The following is a 14,970-nucleotide window of genomic DNA, read 5'->3' as shown; positions in this document are numbered from 1 at the left end:
GTGGATTTTGACACATTTGAGCGCACACCAAAGCAATCTTATCACGCGTTGGCCGAGGCGTTGCGAGGCTGATCAGGCCGTCAGGCCGTCTAGGGTTTCACGGAAATTCAAAACCGTGTCGCGGTCGGTGATCTTCTGCGTTTTGGCAAAGCCAAAGTGGTGCAGATGCTCTGCCACAGGAACAGCAGCGCTGCAGGAGGCGTGGAACGATGTGATACCGGTGTTTTGCGCGAGTTCTGCCAAGTTAGAGGCTGATACACCGCTGCCCACCATGATCTCGATCCGCCCTTTTGCGGCCGCTTGCATGGCGCTCAGAGTGGCCTGACCATCTACGGCGCGGGGGGCGCCACCGGACGTCAGAATGCGGTGAATCCCAAGATCAATCGCCTGTTCCATGGCCGCAAGAGGGTCGGCAACAAGGTCAATCACGCGGTGCAAAGTGACCTCGAGACCTTTGGCAGCGTCAACAAGCTCGCGCAGGGCGGCAAGGTCAAGCTGATCGCCTTTTGAAGCACCAACCACAACACCTGCCAAATCGGCCTGCTTCACGGCCTCGATAGAGGCACGCATGGCCTTCTGGTCAGTCGTATTATAGCAAAAATCACCCGCGCGCGGGCGGATCATGACATGTGAGGGTATAGCGCTGTCCTGTGCGGCGGCAATCAGGCCGGGGCAAGGGGTTAACCCGCCCACATCCAGAGCGCTGCACAGTTCAATGCGGTCCACCACGCCGTCGCAGGCGGCATAACCGGCGGCGGTGTCGATGCAGACCTCAAAAGTGAGACTATTGCGTGGCATTTTCGGTCTTTTGGGCCTCAAGTGCTTCGGTCAAAGTGGCGGTCACTGTATGATCTTCACCCAGCAAAAGCACATCGTCTGTCCGGCGATTTTCCAGCTGTCCAACTTCCGGCAAACCCATGCAGGCGGCAGGGGTGGAGATGGCCATGCGCAGCGCGGTTTCTTCGGAGAGACCAACTTTGTGGATCAGGCGCTGCACACCTTCGGCCTGAGTGACGTGGGCGCCGGCAAGGCTGCCTTCTTTGTTGATCAGACGGCCGTTCTTCAGCATCACGCGGTGGCCATAGAGGTCAAAGTGATCCGGTCCGCCCACGGTGGCCATGGAATCTGAAACAAGGATCATGCGATCAGGCTGTGGGCGCGCGCGCACCGCCAGGCCGACCATGCTGTCAGCCACGTGGTGGCCGTCGCAGATGATACCGGAATAGACATTGGAGTTGATCACTGCACCTACGGTACCTGGCTCGCGGCTGGTCATTGGAGACATGGCGTTGAACAAGTGGGTGGCGCAGGTGGCACCGGCTTCAATGGCCTCATCAATTTGCGCCGCGGTGGCATTGGTGTGGCCAATCGAGACCACGGCCCCGGTTTCGGCCAGTTTAGAGACGGTTTCAAGCGGCGTGACTTCGGGCGCGAGTGTGATCAACACCGGAATATTGATGTCGCGCAGGTGAGTCACCACCGCCATGGTGCGATCATCAAATGGGCGCACAAAGCCAGCGTCATGGGTGCCGCGGCGCTCTTTGGAGATATGCGGGCCTTCGATGTGCAAACCCATCACACCGGGCAGGCCTTGTGCCGCAATAGCCGCATTGGCGACGTTGTCCAACACATCGGCGTTGTCGGTGATCACGGTGGGCAGCAATGCGACGGTGCCAAACCTGCGGTGTGCTTCGGCGATGGTGGCAATGCCGTCCCGGGTCGGGGTTTCGTTCAGGAACACACCGCCGCCGCCGTTGACCTGCAGGTCCACATAACCAGGCGTGAGGAGGCCAGACACTTTGGTGGCGTTAGATGGCGCCGGTCCAGTTTCGACCACTTGGCCGCCCTGCACACGTACTGCGACACCGGATTGAATGCTGTGACCGTCAAACAGACGGTCCGGGGCGATCCAACGATCGGTCATGACGATACCTCAAGAAAATAGGGGTCCAGCGCCAGTTCGATTTGTGCATCAATCAAACGCTGCGCGTGGGAACCGGAGAGCTGTTCCGCGCGTTCCAGAGTGGTGGTGCCAAAGGCGGCGCGCACTGCGGCCTCAGATAGGGTATCTGGCGTGTCTGACAGGAGTTGTTGCACAGCGGATTGGGCTTTGGGTTGCGGCCAGTAATAGCGGATGCGATCCGCAAGACCGTCGTGGCGTTGGCGACGCAGGCTGTCCGTGTCGCCGTGGTAGTGCCCTTGCCAATACTTTGGATCACTCATCATCAACTCTTCCATCGTGGCGCGCAGCACGCCTGAAGGTTGGCGCAGCGCATCCAGCGCATACACGGCCTGCCGGTAGGCGAAGGTCAGCGCTGGGCCCACCTTCTGAAAGGCAAAGCCAAGTTCCGCAAGGCGCACAAAGGTGTAGGGGCGCTGATAGTCGGTGGAGTGTGCTTCCAGGCATACAGTTGGGTGATCTGCGATGGCGGCGAGGAAGCCGGGATCGCGGTTGAAAGGCAGATGATGCACGTCGGTGGGGCCAAATTCGACACCCGGCTGCACCACAAGTCCGCCAATAGACGAAGCAAGATCGCCAAAGGTGTCGATATGGGCCTTGAGCGTGGCAGCGGCATCTTGGGCGTTGGTTGGCGGGATGTCGCCATCTTCGTCGGCGCGGGCACCGCCGGGGGGCGGCACTTCGGTGCCAACCACAAACAACAGATCGTCGCTTTCTTCGGCGCAGACGCGGGCAAGGTCGGCAGAGCGCTCGGCGGTTTGATCGTCGCTCAATTGCGCAGCCTCGCCAGCGCAGCCTTCGGAACAATCGAGATGAATCTTGCCAAAACCGGCTTTTACGTAGTCGCGCACCAGAACACGGGCTTTGTCCATCGCGGCGTCAGCCGGCATGGACCGCCACGCTTGCGGGCCAAGATGGTCGCCACCAAAAATGATACGCTCGCGGGCGACGTTGGCTTGGTCTGCGATGTCATAGACAAAGCGGATAAAACCCTCTGGTGTGATGCCGGTGTAGCCGCCGTCCTGATTGACCTGATTGGAGGTGGATTCGACCACTATCTGGCGATCCAGCCGTTCCGCCAGCCCCAGAGAGGCGCGCAGGACATCCGGATGGGCGGAGCACACAGAGGGGATCGCAACGGGAGTGCCGGAGCGGTTTTGTTGAATGATGGAACGCAGGGCGTGTGTCATGTGTTGGTCTCCTGCCAAGCGGCATAGGCGGCACCGCGGGCACCGCTGCTGTCACCGCCCTGCGCCAAGGTCAGGCGGGCGGTGGAGAAATCCCCAATTTGGGCTTTTTGTGCGGCAACCGAGAGGTCCTGGATCATGCCATCGATCTGACTCAGACCGCCACCCAGCACAATCACATCGGGATCTGCGGTAAGTGTCAGGCTGTGGATCATCTCTGCGGCCAAGGTACACCACACATCCCAGACTTCGGCCATATCATCATGGCGCCGAGCCGCGATTTCTGGCGGCGTGACCTTTTGGCCCGTCAGCGTTTCGGCCAAAGCCACCAGGCCGGGGCCTGCGACATAGGTTTCAATGCAGCCCAGACGCCCACAACCGCAGCGCCGGATTGGCAGGTTGTGACGGGACACAATATGGGCAGGCGCGGAGGTGTGGCCAAACTCGCCGCCGGTTAGCGTTGGGCCTTGCAACAGAGACTGATCCACCACAATACCGCCACCAATACCCGTGCCGAGGATCAGCGACATAACGATGTGCTGGCCTTTGCCAGCGCCAAAAACCGCTTCAGAGAGTGCCAGAGCGCGGCAGTCATTCACATAGGTGATATGACGGCCCACGGCATCGTTGATGTCCGCCGGAAATGGCTTGTCGGTGGCAGGCAAATTGGCGGTTAGCGCCAAGCCGGTTTGGGGATTGATCAGACCAGCTGCGCCAATGCCAACCGGGAGCTTTTCACCAGATTCAGCCTCGGCCCAAGCCACCTGATCCGCCACGGTTTTCACCAAAGCATCATATGATTTTGGCGTGGGTTCGCGGTGGCGGGCCACCTCGTTCCACTCTGCATCAAACAGGCGGACCTCACATTTGGTGCCGCCAAGATCGATCCCCGCAACGGTCATCAGCCCACTCCGTGCAGTTTTACGCCGGAGACCACGCGTGAGAGCGTGCCTTGACCGGTGAAAGGATTGTCCACGTTCAGATCCAGATCCGCCGCCCATTTCACGCCGTCAATTTGTGAGGACGCGATGCACAGCGGTGCCGCCCATGCGGTGCCAAAGGGCATATCGATGGCGATGTCGCCTGCGGGGCCGATGTTGGTTACACGGGCGTCCGGGAACTGTGCACGCAACTCAGCTACCAAGTCAGTGTCATAGGCGTTGGTGGGCGCTTGCGGGCTGCTGAACACGGTGATCGAGGTCACATCACGTACAAAGGATTTGGGGCCGTGGCGGAAGCCAAGCGAGCTGTCCCAAAGGGCCGGTGTTTGGCCTGCGGTGAGTTCCATAACCTTAAGTGCGGCTTCACGGGCAGCAAACGCCAGCGGGCCGGAGCCAACATACACGGCGCGGTCCGGGCGTGGTGAACCAAATTTCGGCAGAAGGGCTTCAAGCTGATCTGCCAGCGCATTGAAGCGGGCGGGCACGTCACATGGCGCATCAAACAGGGCCAGGGCGGTCAGAAGCATCGTAGAGAAGCTGCTGGTCATGGCAAAGCCTTCGTCATGGGTGACTTCGGGCAGGTTGATGACCTTCAGCGGGCCTGGCGATGTGCGGGTGGCCAGTGCGCCATCTGGGTTGCAAGTGATGTGCAATCGTGGTGCATCCGGGGCCAGCGCGTCCAGCGCGTCCAGCGTGCCGAGGCTTTCGGTGGAGTTGCCGGAGCGGCCAAAGCTGACCACCAACGGGCGATTGCCGTTCAGAAAAGCACGTGGATTGGCAACCAGATCGGTGGACGGCACAGAGCGGGTGCCAGGCACGGCAGCCGCAAGGATGTCGCCGATATAGGCGCTGGTACCGGCGCCACAGAACCAAACTTCGTCTGCGTTTTGATCATCAATCCAGTTGCGCAAGCCAGTTACGTCAAGCGCTTCGCCCCAGGCTCGCCAAACGGCAGGCTGCTGGTGAATTTCGCGCCACGTGGCCCAGGTGTCCAAGGTCGTGCTCATGTGGTTTGGGTCACTTTCGCCAGTGTTTCCGGAGTGTCCGGGTTCAAGCCCATTGCGAGCGCGGTTTCAAGGATGACCGGGTAGATCAGCGCAAGAACGTAAGCCGCTGCGGCGGCTGGCTTGATCTCGGTGTCGATCAGGTCGGTCACTCGAATGCGATGCACGTCACAGCCCACATCGGTGAAACGCGCTTCAGCTTGATCGAGGCTTTCCTGAATGTCGGCTTGGCCGGTGTCGAGAATCAGCACCATCATCGGGTTGGTGGCCAGTTGCAGCGGACCGTGCAGAACTTCAGACGCAGAATAAGCTTCGGCATGCAGGGCGCAGCACTCTTTGAGCTTCAGAGCAACCTCATGAGCCGCACCAAAGCCGGTGTCGCGACCGATCACAAAGAAGTGGCGGGCGCGCAGGAAGGCTGCGCGCAGCGCATCTGCATCTGGCAAGGCAGAAGGGGCTGCGGCCAGAGCTTCTGCGGAAGTTTTGGCGTCATAGTTAGAGTCTATTCCCGCCAAAAGAGCCATGCCTGCCGCGACAGAGCCAACCACAGTTTTGGTGGCCGGAACGGCATTTTCCGGACCCGCAGCGATGGCAATTGTTGCGTCGGCCGCGGCCTCAACCGGGCTGTCTGGAATGTTGGTCAGCGCGAGCACTTTGGCACCGCGAGAAGCGGCGCCTTTGGCGCTGCGCACGAGGTCTTCAGAGGCGCCAGACTGGCTCACCACCAGCGCAGCAGCGTTGTCCATGGACACACCTTTGCCGATGGAGAAGATCGACGGCGGTAGGGAGGTCACGGGCACTCCAAGTTCACGCATGAACTCATAAGACAGGATGTTGGCGGCGGCGTCGGAGGAGCCGCGCGCAATGGTGTAGATTGCGTTCACGGCGTCCAGATTTGGCAGGGAGACTTTTTGCGTTGCGGTTTTGGCAAAGACGTCAATGGCCTCTGCACTCTCTTTGGCCATCATGGCGCCAGGTACGATGCTGTTCATTGTCATTCTCGCAGTCCAAACTTGTCGAATTCGGCCCAGATCGGGGCCATGTTGATCATTTTTCCGTCGATGCGCGCTTCATCCAACGCCATCGCCACAAGACCGGCTTCCAATGCGTCAACCACCCCAACCGGCAGGCTGTCGGTTTCGCCTTTCAGGAAAGCCACGATGTCATCCACCATCATGTGGTCCGCGCCGTAGTGGGCGGAGGCCCGAGCATCGTCCATTTGGGTGTAATCGTGATCGGCAATCACGGAGCCATCCCGTGCGGTGGCCTTCAGATACCCCCGTACAAAATCACCTTCGGCCATGCCCATTGCGCCCATCACACAAAACCGGCGGTGCTCATCTGGCACGTTGAGGTTGGTGTGGAAGGACAGGGAGGCGCCGCTCTCGTACTGCAAAATGGCGGTCTGATAGTCGATGATGTCGCCGTCCGAATGGAACGGGTCATCAATGCTTTGCCACACGCTTTTCTTGCGGTGCATGATTTCGTTTTCGGTGTTTGAAGCGGGCGCAAATGCCGGAACAAATGATTTGCGCCCGCCAAAGCTTGCGACCTGGGAGGGCCGCGAGCCTGTCACCATGTTGTAGATGTCGATGTCGTGGCAACATTTTTCGAGCATGAAGCCACCGGACCAGTGCACCATGCGGCGCCAATCGCGCATAAAGAACGCGCCATGATAAGGCGCGATATGCTCGCTGGCCTCCATCGAGGTGATGGGCCCCAGTTGATCCAACACGTGGCGCAAGTCGACCATATGCTGGGAGTACCGCAACACCAAGCCGACCATGACGCTGTTGGTGCCGTGTTCGGCCAACAGTGCAGCCAGTTCCATGGTCTCCTCTTTGGTGGTGACCACGGGTTTTTCCGTAAAGATGCGCACACCGGCAGCCAGGCCCACTTTGATATGTTCAAGGTGGAAACTGTTGGGGGAGCCAACAAAGAAGAGATCTGGCGCTGTTTCAGCCAGCATAGTCTCGACTGTGTCGTATTGCGGCACATCCGTGCCAATCATCTCCAAGTGGGTGGGCTGTGGATCATAGAACCCGACAAACTCCACCTCTGGCATGGCCTCCTTCAAGATGGAGAGCACATGCCCGGCCCGAAGGCCTATGCCTGCTGTGACAACGCGCATGAGAGATCCTTATGCCACCAATGCTGGGGCAGATTTACGGCGCAAAACGTTGCCGTTGGATTGGAAGACGTGGCAATCTTCAGGCGCCACGGTGAGGCGCATATTTTTGCCCTGATGAATAGGTGCATCACCGGACAGGGACGCGCAGAAACGTGTGCCGTTGCCAATTGTGCCGTAGGTGATGGAAATGCCGCCAAGACGTTCCAGCACATTGACGGTGACGTCCAGACCGTCGTCGCCTAGCGTGACGTGCTCGGGGCGGATGCCCACTTCGACGGTGTCGCCTTTACGCACGCCTGAGGTATCAACCGGCAGGGACATCTTGTGCCCACCGTCGAGTTCCACAGTCAGCGCGCCAGTGGTTTCCAGCACGGTGGCCGGTACAAAGTTCATGTTGGGTTGACCAATGAAGCCAGCGACAAATTTGGTGGCCGGGTGGTGGTACAGCTCCATTGGGGTGCCGAACTGTTCCACTTTGCCGCCGTTCAGAACCACAATGCGATCTGCCATGGTCATGGCTTCGACTTGGTCGTGGGTCACGTACACCATGGTGGCGTCGAGTTGTCTGTGCAGTTGGCTCAATTCCACACGCATGTCGCCACGCAGAGCGGCATCCAGGTTGGAGAGCGGTTCGTCAAACAGGAAGACCTTTGGGTTGCGCACAATCGAGCGGCCAATGGCTACACGCTGACGCTGACCGCCGGACAACTGGCCGGGTTTGAGGTCGAGTTTTTCTGTGAGTTGCAGGATGCCGGCCGCCCGTTGAACGCGTTCTTCGAGTTCGTCTTTTGGCATCTTCTGCACGCGCAGTGGGAAAGCGATGTTTTCATAAACACTCAGGTGCGGGTAGAGCGCGTAAGACTGGAACACCATTGAGATGCCGCGGTCCACAGGGGCTGCGTCGCTGACGTCTTCATCGCCAATGTGAATTGAGCCGGAGGTGGATTCTTCGAGGCCGGCAATGATGCGCAGCAGAGTGGATTTACCGCAGCCGGAGGGGCCTACGAAAACCACAAATTCTTTGTCCTCGATTGCCAGGCTGATGTCGTGCAACACCTTGGCCGAACCGAAGGACTTGTTGATAGCATTCAGGTTGAGCGTCGCCATGGGTCTGTCCGTTTGTCTGAGAGGTTTCGTGAGTGGAGGCACTCCGGGCACGCCGCGTAGGTTGGCGCGCCCGAAGCAGGGAGGAACCCTTAGAGGGCGTCGTCGAGTTCTTCAGATGCGATGGTCACCAGGTTGTCGACAGTGTCATCCTGCAGGATGATGCCTTGAACCATGTTGGTGAACACAGACTGCAACGATTTGAAGTCTTCCACGAGTGGCTCTGGGCCACCTGTAGCGATCGACGCAGTGAAGGTCGGCCAGATGCCGTCGTTGTAGTACAGATCGTCTTTGCCAAGCTTGGAGTAATCCAGGATTGGTGTCAGACCCCAGCTGCTGTCCAGGTCGTACTGGCTGTCACCGGAAGTGATGCGCTGTGCCAGGTCATGGGCCAGATCTTCGTGACCGGAACCTTTGAACACCACGATGGAGTCGGTGATCAGGATGGAACCGCTTTCACCGGAAGGACCAGCAGGGATAGGCGCAACGATCTGGTTGATGTCTTCGTTGTGCTGACCGTGACCCCAAGGACCAGTGACATACATTGCGATCTTGCCGTCGTTGAACAGATCACGCAGCTGGCTGCGTTCCCATGCGGTTGGACCGTCTTGTGCAACGTCTACGAGCTTGCCGTAGAATTCCAGAGTTTCGCGGGTCTCTTTGCTGTCCAGCATGTTTTTGCCAGTTGCGCCGTCGATCACGGAACCACCGTTGGAATACAGGTAGTTCAGGAACTGGTGCATGGTGTTGTCGAAGTCTTTACCCGACAGGCCAACGCCAGCCACTTCGGTGTTGTCCACAACGCCTTTGGCCATTGCGTACATGTCGTCCCAAGTTGCTGGAGCGGCACATTCCTGACCGGATTCTTCAACGATACCACAGTTGATATAGAGCGCTTTGGTGGAGAACGCGTGTGGGTAGCCCCACTGCGTGCCCTCGATGGTCACGGTGTTCAGAACACCTGGCTGGTATGGCGCGTCTGCGTCGATGTTTGCTGCAACGATCAGGTCGTTGTTGGCCAGCTGACGCAAAGTGCGCGAGCCCATGTAAGCGATGGAGGGTGGGTCACCAGCAGCGGCCAGTGTCAGCGATTTGTCCTGGCATGTGCCCCATGGCACAGCTTCGAGGTTCACGGACACACCTTCGTGGTCTTTCTCGAACTGATCAACAACAGCCTGATCAGCTTCGCGGACTTCGCCGCCACACATGATGAAGTGCAGCTCCGTGTCTGCTGCCAGTGCGCCGCTAGCGGCTCCAGACAGAAGGGCTGCGCCCAATGTGAGTTTCACGAGTTTCATAGTCTTCTCTCCCTTGGTTGAACTCATTCTTTCACCGCGCCTGCCGTTAGACCGGCGACGAGGTATTTTTGTAGGAACAGGAAGATGAGCATGACCGGTAGAACACCTACCAAGGCCGCGGCCATCATTTCGTTCCAAGTCACCGACTGGTAGCCGATGAATTCAAAGAGACCAGCAGGCAGCGGCTGCAGCTCGCGGGTCTGGTTAAAGGTAATTGCAAACAGGAATTGCTGAGCGTAGGCGCCGATAAACACGGCGACGCTGACCACGATCAGGCCGGGTACGGCCAGTGGCAGAACTACGCGGCGCAGGGTGTACATGCGAGATGCACCATCCACAAAAGCCGCTTCTTCCAGCTCGCGTGGGATTTTCTCCAGATAAGAGCGCAGCAGCCAGATACCGGTGGGGATCAGGAAGGCCACACCTGGGACAATCATCGCCCAGTAGGTGTTCAAAAGGCCCATGGTGCGCAGCACGCGGTAGAGTGGGATCAGCAGGACGGCGCCGGTGAACATGTTCACACCGAGAAAGATGCCGAGGCTGATGTTTTTGAACGGGAACTCTAGGCGGGCATAGGCGTATGCGGCAGGTACCACAAAAACCATTGTGATGACGGTCACCGAGGTTGCGATGAAGATCGAGTTGAAGATGTAACGCCCCAGAAGCGGCACGGTCACCCACATGTCTTTATAGGCCTGCAGGCTGAAGTCATCCGACCAGAACTGATACGGGCTGCGGAACAGGTGCTCCAGAGGGCGCAGGGACGCCATGAACATCTCAAAGAAGGGCAGCAGGATGAAGGTCAGGAATACAGCGAGAGCCGCGTAGATGCCAACCAGCTGCAGTTTTGTGTAGCGATCCATCATATCATTTCGCCCCGTAGCGTTTGTTGATTTTGTTCAGGAAGAACAGGTAGATGAGCGAGAACACGGCCAGCAGGACAACGATAACCACGGCCCGTGCGGCGCCTTCGCCAAATTTGTAGTTCCCAATTGCAACCTTGTAGGTGTCGATGATCAGGGTGGTGGTTGCGCTGCGTGGGCCACCTTCGGTCAAAATCCAGATGATTTCGAAGCTGTTGAAGGTGAAGATCGCGGACAGCAACGCCATAGAGACAATCACCGGCATGATCTGTGGGATGGTGATGCGGCGGAAGCGGTACCAGCGGCCTGCGCCATCGACCCAAGCGGCCTCATATAGATCCCGGGAAACACCCTGCATGGCGGCCAAAAAGAACAGCGTCACCATGGGTGTGCCAACCCAGACGTCGGTCACAACCGCGGAGTAGAAAGCGGACGATTTGTAGGCGAGGAATTCAAACGGACCATCGGTGATGCCCAGTTTCATCATCACGCCGGACAGGACGCCAAAGTAGCCGTTGTAGAGCCACAACCAGCCGATACAGCCGATCGCCACAGGGATTACCCAAGGCGGCATGACCAAAACACGGAACAAGGCGCGGCCTGGGATGGCGGCATTCAGCAGGGTCGCACCAATCAAACCCATGATCAGTTTGATGCCCACAGAGAGGAACATCCAATAGAAAGTGCGAATGACGGTTTGGTGGAACTTACGGCTGTCAGCCAGATCTTGATAGTTTTCCAGTCCGATAAATTCTTCGCCACCCAAACCAGCATCCATAAAGGACAAGCGGATTGTTTCGGCCAATGGCCAGGCAACAATCACAGCAATAAAGAACATCGCCGGAGCCACCAGCAGCCAACCGAAAAGATTTTCGGACATGGCGCGTTTGCGGGTGTTGGCGGCTGGTTGTGATGCCTGTGCGGATAGTTCGGCCATCAATTTCCCCCCTTGGTTTCGTGCGGCGAATCAGTGAGCGAATCACCGCGTTGCAAATATGGTACCCCAAAAAGGCCAAAATGCTACCAATATAATACCAAAATGGATGTTGAGAAAATTATCCAACTATTACAAGATAATATCAGATAGTTTCCAAAGGGCACTTGCGTAACTTTGGTAGATTGGTACTGTTTTTTAGACCATGTCAGGAAACCAAATGACCATTGCAGACACGATCTTTAATCCGGAGACCTGGTATCGCGCTGGTCGCGGACCGCGGTATCAGCAACTGTCCCGGCACATCGCCACCGAGATACGCACCGGCCGTCTGCAGCCAGGTGATCAGTTACCGCCGGAACGGGATTTGGCAGACAAAGCAGATATTTCACGGGTGACCGTTCGCAAAGCAGTGGCGCAGCTTGTCGAAGAAGGTTTGATCGAGCAGCGACGCGGGGCGGGCTCCTTTGTGGCCGAAGCTGCGCCGCGATTGGAGCAGTCGCTGTCCTCTCTGGTGTCCTTTACCGAAACCATGCAGGCACGCGGCATGACCGCCACCTCAGAAGTGCTGTCCCGCGGTCTGTTTTCGCCAAATCCGGACGAAATGGTCACGCTTGGGTTGGCCGCGCATGAGAAGGTTGCCCGGATCAACCGTTTGCGCAGTGCCGGTGGTGTTCCCATTGCGCTCGAGTATTCATCTTTGCCACGCGATATCCTGCGTGATCCGGAGCTGATCGAGACCTCGCTTTATGAGGTTTTGCGCAGAGACAACAGTGCCCCAAGGCGGGCGATCCAGCGGGTCACTGCGCTCAACCTGTCTCCGACAGATGCGGACCTGATGAAGTTGCCAGAAGGCAGTGCGGTTCTGCAGATTGTGCGAACCGGTTACCTCCGCTCTGGTCGCCCAATTGAACTTACACGTGGGCTCTATCGCTCCGACATTTACGACTTTGTTTCCGAACTCAGATTGGACTGACATGCACTACACCAGCCGCATCACGGGCGACACCATTACATGTGTATTCACACCGGAGCGTGCCTTGACCGCCCCGGTTTTTTGTTTCTCCGGCATGGGACCATTTGAGGCCGTTTCAGGTGGAACAGTGATGAAAACTCTCGGGAGTTACACTGAGATTGCCCTGCCAAATCTGAAGGCAGGTGAGGCCTATGAGCTGGTGATTCAATACGGAGGGGGCTTTAAGCCGGCCAACCGGGCATGGTTGCCATTGGGGCCTTATCTGCGCCATGGCAAAGAGATCCTTGATTTGCCAAATCCAGACTCCGGATGCCGTCCACAGGTGCTGGCCGATCTTGGGGCGTTAGAAGGTCTGCCACTGGTGCCGCAGCCGCAGATCTGGGCCGCTGCTGAAGGTGATTTTGAAACCTCTGGATTTGTCTGTGACAGCCCTGCATTTGAAAATGTGGCGGCGTTGGCGACACGACGCGGTTGGTCCTTTGTTGGCGATACAGAGGTCACAATTGAACACACCGATTTGCCGGAAGATGCTTATGAGTTGGAAGTGTCCACCGACGGCGTGACACTGCGTGCTGGCGGATTTGGCGGTGAGTTTTACGGTGCCATCACCTTGCTGACCTTGCTGCAACATGGGCCGCTGCCTTGTGGCGTGATCAAAGATGCGCCGCGGTTTGCCTGGCGGGGACAGCATTTGGACACCGCCCGCCATTATTATGAGCCGCAGACCATCTTGGACCTGCTCGACCTGATGGCGCTTTTGAAATTCAACCGGTTCCACTGGCATTTTGCCGATGATGAGGCGTTCCGTTTGGAAATCGAGTGCTTCCCGGAGCTGTGGCAGAAAACAGCGTTGTGTGGCGAGGGACATCTTTTGCCAGCGTTGTTCTCTGGCGCCGTGGAGGCCGGTGGCAGTTATTCCAAAGACACGGCGCGCAAGATCATCGCCCACGCCAAGGCGCTCAACATCGAGGTGATGCCAGAGATCGAAGTGCCCGCACATGCGATTGCTTTGACTCATGTGTTCCCCGAGCTGCGCGATCTAAGTGACAATGGCGCCGAAGTCAGCGTGCAAGGCTACAAGGGCAATGCCGTGAACCCGGCGATTGCACGCACCTGGGATGTGCTGGAGGCGATCATGGCTGAGGTTGGCGCGTTGTTTCCGTTCCAGCACTTGCATCTGGGCTGTGATGAGCTGCCGGAAGGCACCTGGATGGGCAGCCCGCTGGCACGTGACCTGATGAAACGTGAGGGGCTGGAAACCACCGACGATCTGCAAGGCTGGATGATGCAGAAATTGGGGGCCAAGACGGTTGACAACGGCCAGCGCCCATGTGCGTGGGAAGAGGCTGCAAAAGGCTCGAACAGTGGCATTGCCAACGGCGCGATCTTGTTCAGCTGGACCGGCCAGGGGCCAGGGTTAGAGGCGGCGCGCAACGGCTATGATGTGGTTATGAGCCCAGCCCAGCACGTCTATCTCGACATGGCGCATACCAGCGACAAAGACGACTGGGGGGCAAATTGGGCTGCGTTTGTCTCGCTAACGGACACGATCAATTGGGATCCGGTGCCGGAAGCAGACCTCGCAGAGCGTATCATTGGTGTGCAGGGCACCTTCTGGTCGGAGTTCACCACGCAGGATGATCAGCTCTGGCCGATGTTAATGCCGCGCATGTTGGGGGTCAGCTCAAAAGCGTGGCAGACGGAGTGTGTGGACGCGGATGACTTGATCCGTTTGGCGCGTGTTTACAACGATCTGCCGGGTGCAGAGGTTTGGACCGGATGACATAATGGGGAAACTGGTGCCGCTGATAGGACTCGAACCTACGACCCCATCATTACGAATGACGTGCTCTACCAGCTGAGCTACAGCGGCGCCGAGGCGGTGTATAAAAGTGAGCCGGAGCCAAAGCAAGACCATTTCAAAGCGCGTACTTCGGTGCGCTTTTTTCCTCTTCTTTGGCTACTTTGGGTTTGGCAAAAGCTCTTGGCGACCTTCGGGCATCAATGACCACACTCTGCCGTCCTCAAAAAAGGCGGCTGAAACGGGCCGCCCGTATCCTGCACCCGTGTCGAGGTTCACGCGATTGCCGCAGTGTGTGGGATGATCCACCGGGGTATGACCGTGCACAACCAACCAGGGATGTGGGCGCGAATAAGACAAAAAATCGTCCCTGATCCAGCACAAGTCGTCCTCAGATTGATCTGCCAATGCTATTTCAGGGTGGATGCCTGCGTGCACAAACAACAGGCCCTCGTGTTGTTTGGTGTAGGGCAGGCTGGTCAGAAACTCCACATGCTCTGCAGGAACCGCAGCGCGCGCGGCAGCGTGAATCTCTGACAGGCGCGCTTCTTGTTCAAAATGTAGCCCGTAGGAGGCCAGAGTCTCGCGCCCGCCAAGCCGGGCGTGCAGCCAATAGAGGTCTGGTCGCAGGCGCATGTCGAACCGCGGCGAGGGTTCCAGAAAGTAGTGAAACATACGGTCGTGGTTGCCGGTCAAAACCGTCCAGTTTCGACCCTGTTTCAGCCCATTCAGTACAAAGTCTATGACACCTTTGCTGTTTGGCCCTCGGTC

General features: G+C 58.0%; 14 protein-coding genes and 1 tRNA gene. 2 read left to right on the top strand and 13 right to left on the bottom strand.

Annotation, left to right across the window (positions count from 1 at the left end):
• Window positions 1–72 precede the first annotated feature (72 nt).
• The 11 genes from QZ517_RS16805 to QZ517_RS16755 form a co-directional block, all read right to left on the bottom strand.
• A complete protein-coding gene (locus QZ517_RS16805; protein ID WP_294229010.1) occupies window positions 73–798 on the bottom strand; it encodes a copper homeostasis protein CutC in 726 nt (241 codons plus the stop codon).
• Window positions 785–1,924: an N-acetylglucosamine-6-phosphate deacetylase gene (gene nagA / locus QZ517_RS16800; RefSeq protein ID WP_294229008.1), complete on the bottom strand. Its 1,140-nt coding sequence runs from the start codon at window positions 1,922–1,924 to the stop codon at window positions 785–787. The genes QZ517_RS16805 and nagA overlap by 14 nt, the downstream gene beginning before the upstream one ends.
• Complete coding sequence (locus QZ517_RS16795) at window positions 1,921–3,150, bottom strand: class II D-tagatose-bisphosphate aldolase, non-catalytic subunit (protein WP_294229005.1); 1,230 nt, start codon at window positions 3,148–3,150, stop codon at window positions 1,921–1,923. The genes nagA and QZ517_RS16795 overlap by 4 nt, the downstream gene beginning before the upstream one ends.
• Window positions 3,147–4,049, bottom strand: coding sequence for an ROK family protein (locus QZ517_RS16790; RefSeq protein ID WP_294229001.1), 903 nt, complete (start codon window positions 4,047–4,049; stop codon window positions 3,147–3,149). The genes QZ517_RS16795 and QZ517_RS16790 overlap by 4 nt, the downstream gene beginning before the upstream one ends.
• Complete coding sequence (locus QZ517_RS16785) at window positions 4,049–5,095, bottom strand: SIS domain-containing protein (RefSeq protein ID WP_294228999.1); 1,047 nt, start codon at window positions 5,093–5,095, stop codon at window positions 4,049–4,051. The genes QZ517_RS16790 and QZ517_RS16785 overlap by 1 nt, the downstream gene beginning before the upstream one ends.
• On the bottom strand, window positions 5,092–6,090 hold the full coding sequence (locus QZ517_RS16780) for an SIS domain-containing protein (protein WP_294228996.1): 999 nt from the start codon (window positions 6,088–6,090) through the stop codon (window positions 5,092–5,094). Before QZ517_RS16780 ends, QZ517_RS16785 begins: the two co-directional genes overlap by 4 nt.
• Window positions 6,087–7,223 carry a Gfo/Idh/MocA family oxidoreductase gene (locus QZ517_RS16775; RefSeq protein ID WP_294228990.1) on the bottom strand — a complete coding sequence of 379 codons (1,137 nt, stop codon included), beginning with the start codon at window positions 7,221–7,223 and terminating at the stop codon, window positions 6,087–6,089. Before QZ517_RS16775 ends, QZ517_RS16780 begins: the two co-directional genes overlap by 4 nt.
• A 9-nt stretch (window positions 7,224–7,232) precedes the next feature.
• The gene (gene ugpC, locus QZ517_RS16770; protein ID WP_294228985.1) at window positions 7,233–8,330 is read right to left on the bottom strand and encodes a sn-glycerol-3-phosphate ABC transporter ATP-binding protein UgpC; all 1,098 of its coding nucleotides are present in this window, start codon (window positions 8,328–8,330) and stop codon (window positions 7,233–7,235) included.
• 89 nt (window positions 8,331–8,419) lie between these two features.
• Entirely contained in the window at window positions 8,420–9,625 is a 1,206-nt protein-coding gene (locus QZ517_RS16765; RefSeq protein ID WP_294228982.1) for a sugar ABC transporter substrate-binding protein, read from the bottom strand.
• Window positions 9,626–9,648: 23 nt separating this feature from the next.
• A complete protein-coding gene (locus QZ517_RS16760) occupies window positions 9,649–10,491 on the bottom strand; it encodes a carbohydrate ABC transporter permease (protein ID WP_164643604.1) in 843 nt (280 codons plus the stop codon).
• Between the two features lies 1 nt (window position 10,492).
• Window positions 10,493–11,425 carry a sugar ABC transporter permease gene (locus tag QZ517_RS16755; protein WP_294228973.1) on the bottom strand — a complete coding sequence of 311 codons (933 nt, stop codon included), beginning with the start codon at window positions 11,423–11,425 and terminating at the stop codon, window positions 10,493–10,495.
• A 217-nt stretch (window positions 11,426–11,642) separates the two neighbouring features.
• Between QZ517_RS16755 and QZ517_RS16750 the strand changes: the two genes are divergently transcribed.
• Window positions 11,643–12,398 carry a GntR family transcriptional regulator gene (locus QZ517_RS16750; protein ID WP_294228971.1) on the top strand — a complete coding sequence of 252 codons (756 nt, stop codon included), beginning with the start codon at window positions 11,643–11,645 and terminating at the stop codon, window positions 12,396–12,398.
• A gap of 1 nt (window position 12,399) precedes the next feature.
• Complete coding sequence (locus QZ517_RS16745; protein WP_294228966.1) at window positions 12,400–14,181, top strand: family 20 glycosylhydrolase; 1,782 nt, start codon at window positions 12,400–12,402, stop codon at window positions 14,179–14,181.
• Window positions 14,182–14,195: 14 nt separating this feature from the next.
• Here the strand turns inward: QZ517_RS16745 and QZ517_RS16740 are convergent.
• Together QZ517_RS16740 and QZ517_RS16735 are read right to left on the bottom strand one after the other, a co-directional pair.
• Window positions 14,196–14,271 (bottom strand) — tRNA-Thr (locus QZ517_RS16740).
• Window positions 14,272–14,358: 87 nt separating this feature from the next.
• A partial coding sequence (locus QZ517_RS16735) for a metallophosphoesterase (protein ID WP_294228963.1) occupies window positions 14,359–14,970 on the bottom strand: 612 nt, incomplete at its 5' end.

The organism is uncultured Shimia sp., assembly GCF_913054185.1.
GTDB lineage: Bacteria > Pseudomonadota > Alphaproteobacteria > Rhodobacterales > Rhodobacteraceae > Shimia.
The sequence above is the reverse complement of the archived record's forward strand: the minus strand, read 5'-3'. Positions and strand labels throughout refer to the sequence as shown.

Bases quoted from the DNA above. Each gene is read 5' to 3' on its own strand.
- QZ517_RS16805 (WP_294229010.1), bottom strand. From the start codon at position 798: ATGCCACGCAATAGTCTCACTTTTGAGGTCTGCATCGACACCGCCGCC.
- nagA (WP_294229008.1), bottom strand. From the start codon at position 1,924: ATGACCGATCGTTGGATCGCCCCGGACCGTCTGTTTGACGGTCACAGC.
- QZ517_RS16795 (WP_294229005.1), bottom strand. From the start codon at position 3,150: ATGACACACGCCCTGCGTTCCATCATTCAACAAAACCGCTCCGGCACT.
- QZ517_RS16790 (WP_294229001.1), bottom strand. From the start codon at position 4,049: ATGACCGTTGCGGGGATCGATCTTGGCGGCACCAAATGTGAGGTCCGC.
- QZ517_RS16785 (WP_294228999.1), bottom strand. From the start codon at position 5,095: ATGAGCACGACCTTGGACACCTGGGCCACGTGGCGCGAAATTCACCAG.
- QZ517_RS16780 (WP_294228996.1), bottom strand. From the start codon at position 6,090: ATGACAATGAACAGCATCGTACCTGGCGCCATGATGGCCAAAGAGAGT.
- QZ517_RS16775 (WP_294228990.1), bottom strand. From the start codon at position 7,223: ATGCGCGTTGTCACAGCAGGCATAGGCCTTCGGGCCGGGCATGTGCTC.
- ugpC (WP_294228985.1), bottom strand. From the start codon at position 8,330: ATGGCGACGCTCAACCTGAATGCTATCAACAAGTCCTTCGGTTCGGCC.
- QZ517_RS16765 (WP_294228982.1), bottom strand. From the start codon at position 9,625: ATGAAACTCGTGAAACTCACATTGGGCGCAGCCCTTCTGTCTGGAGCC.
- QZ517_RS16760 (WP_164643604.1), bottom strand. From the start codon at position 10,491: ATGATGGATCGCTACACAAAACTGCAGCTGGTTGGCATCTACGCGGCT.
- QZ517_RS16755 (WP_294228973.1), bottom strand. From the start codon at position 11,425: ATGGCCGAACTATCCGCACAGGCATCACAACCAGCCGCCAACACCCGC.
- QZ517_RS16750 (WP_294228971.1), top strand. From the start codon at position 11,643: ATGACCATTGCAGACACGATCTTTAATCCGGAGACCTGGTATCGCGCT.
- QZ517_RS16745 (WP_294228966.1), top strand. From the start codon at position 12,400: ATGCACTACACCAGCCGCATCACGGGCGACACCATTACATGTGTATTC.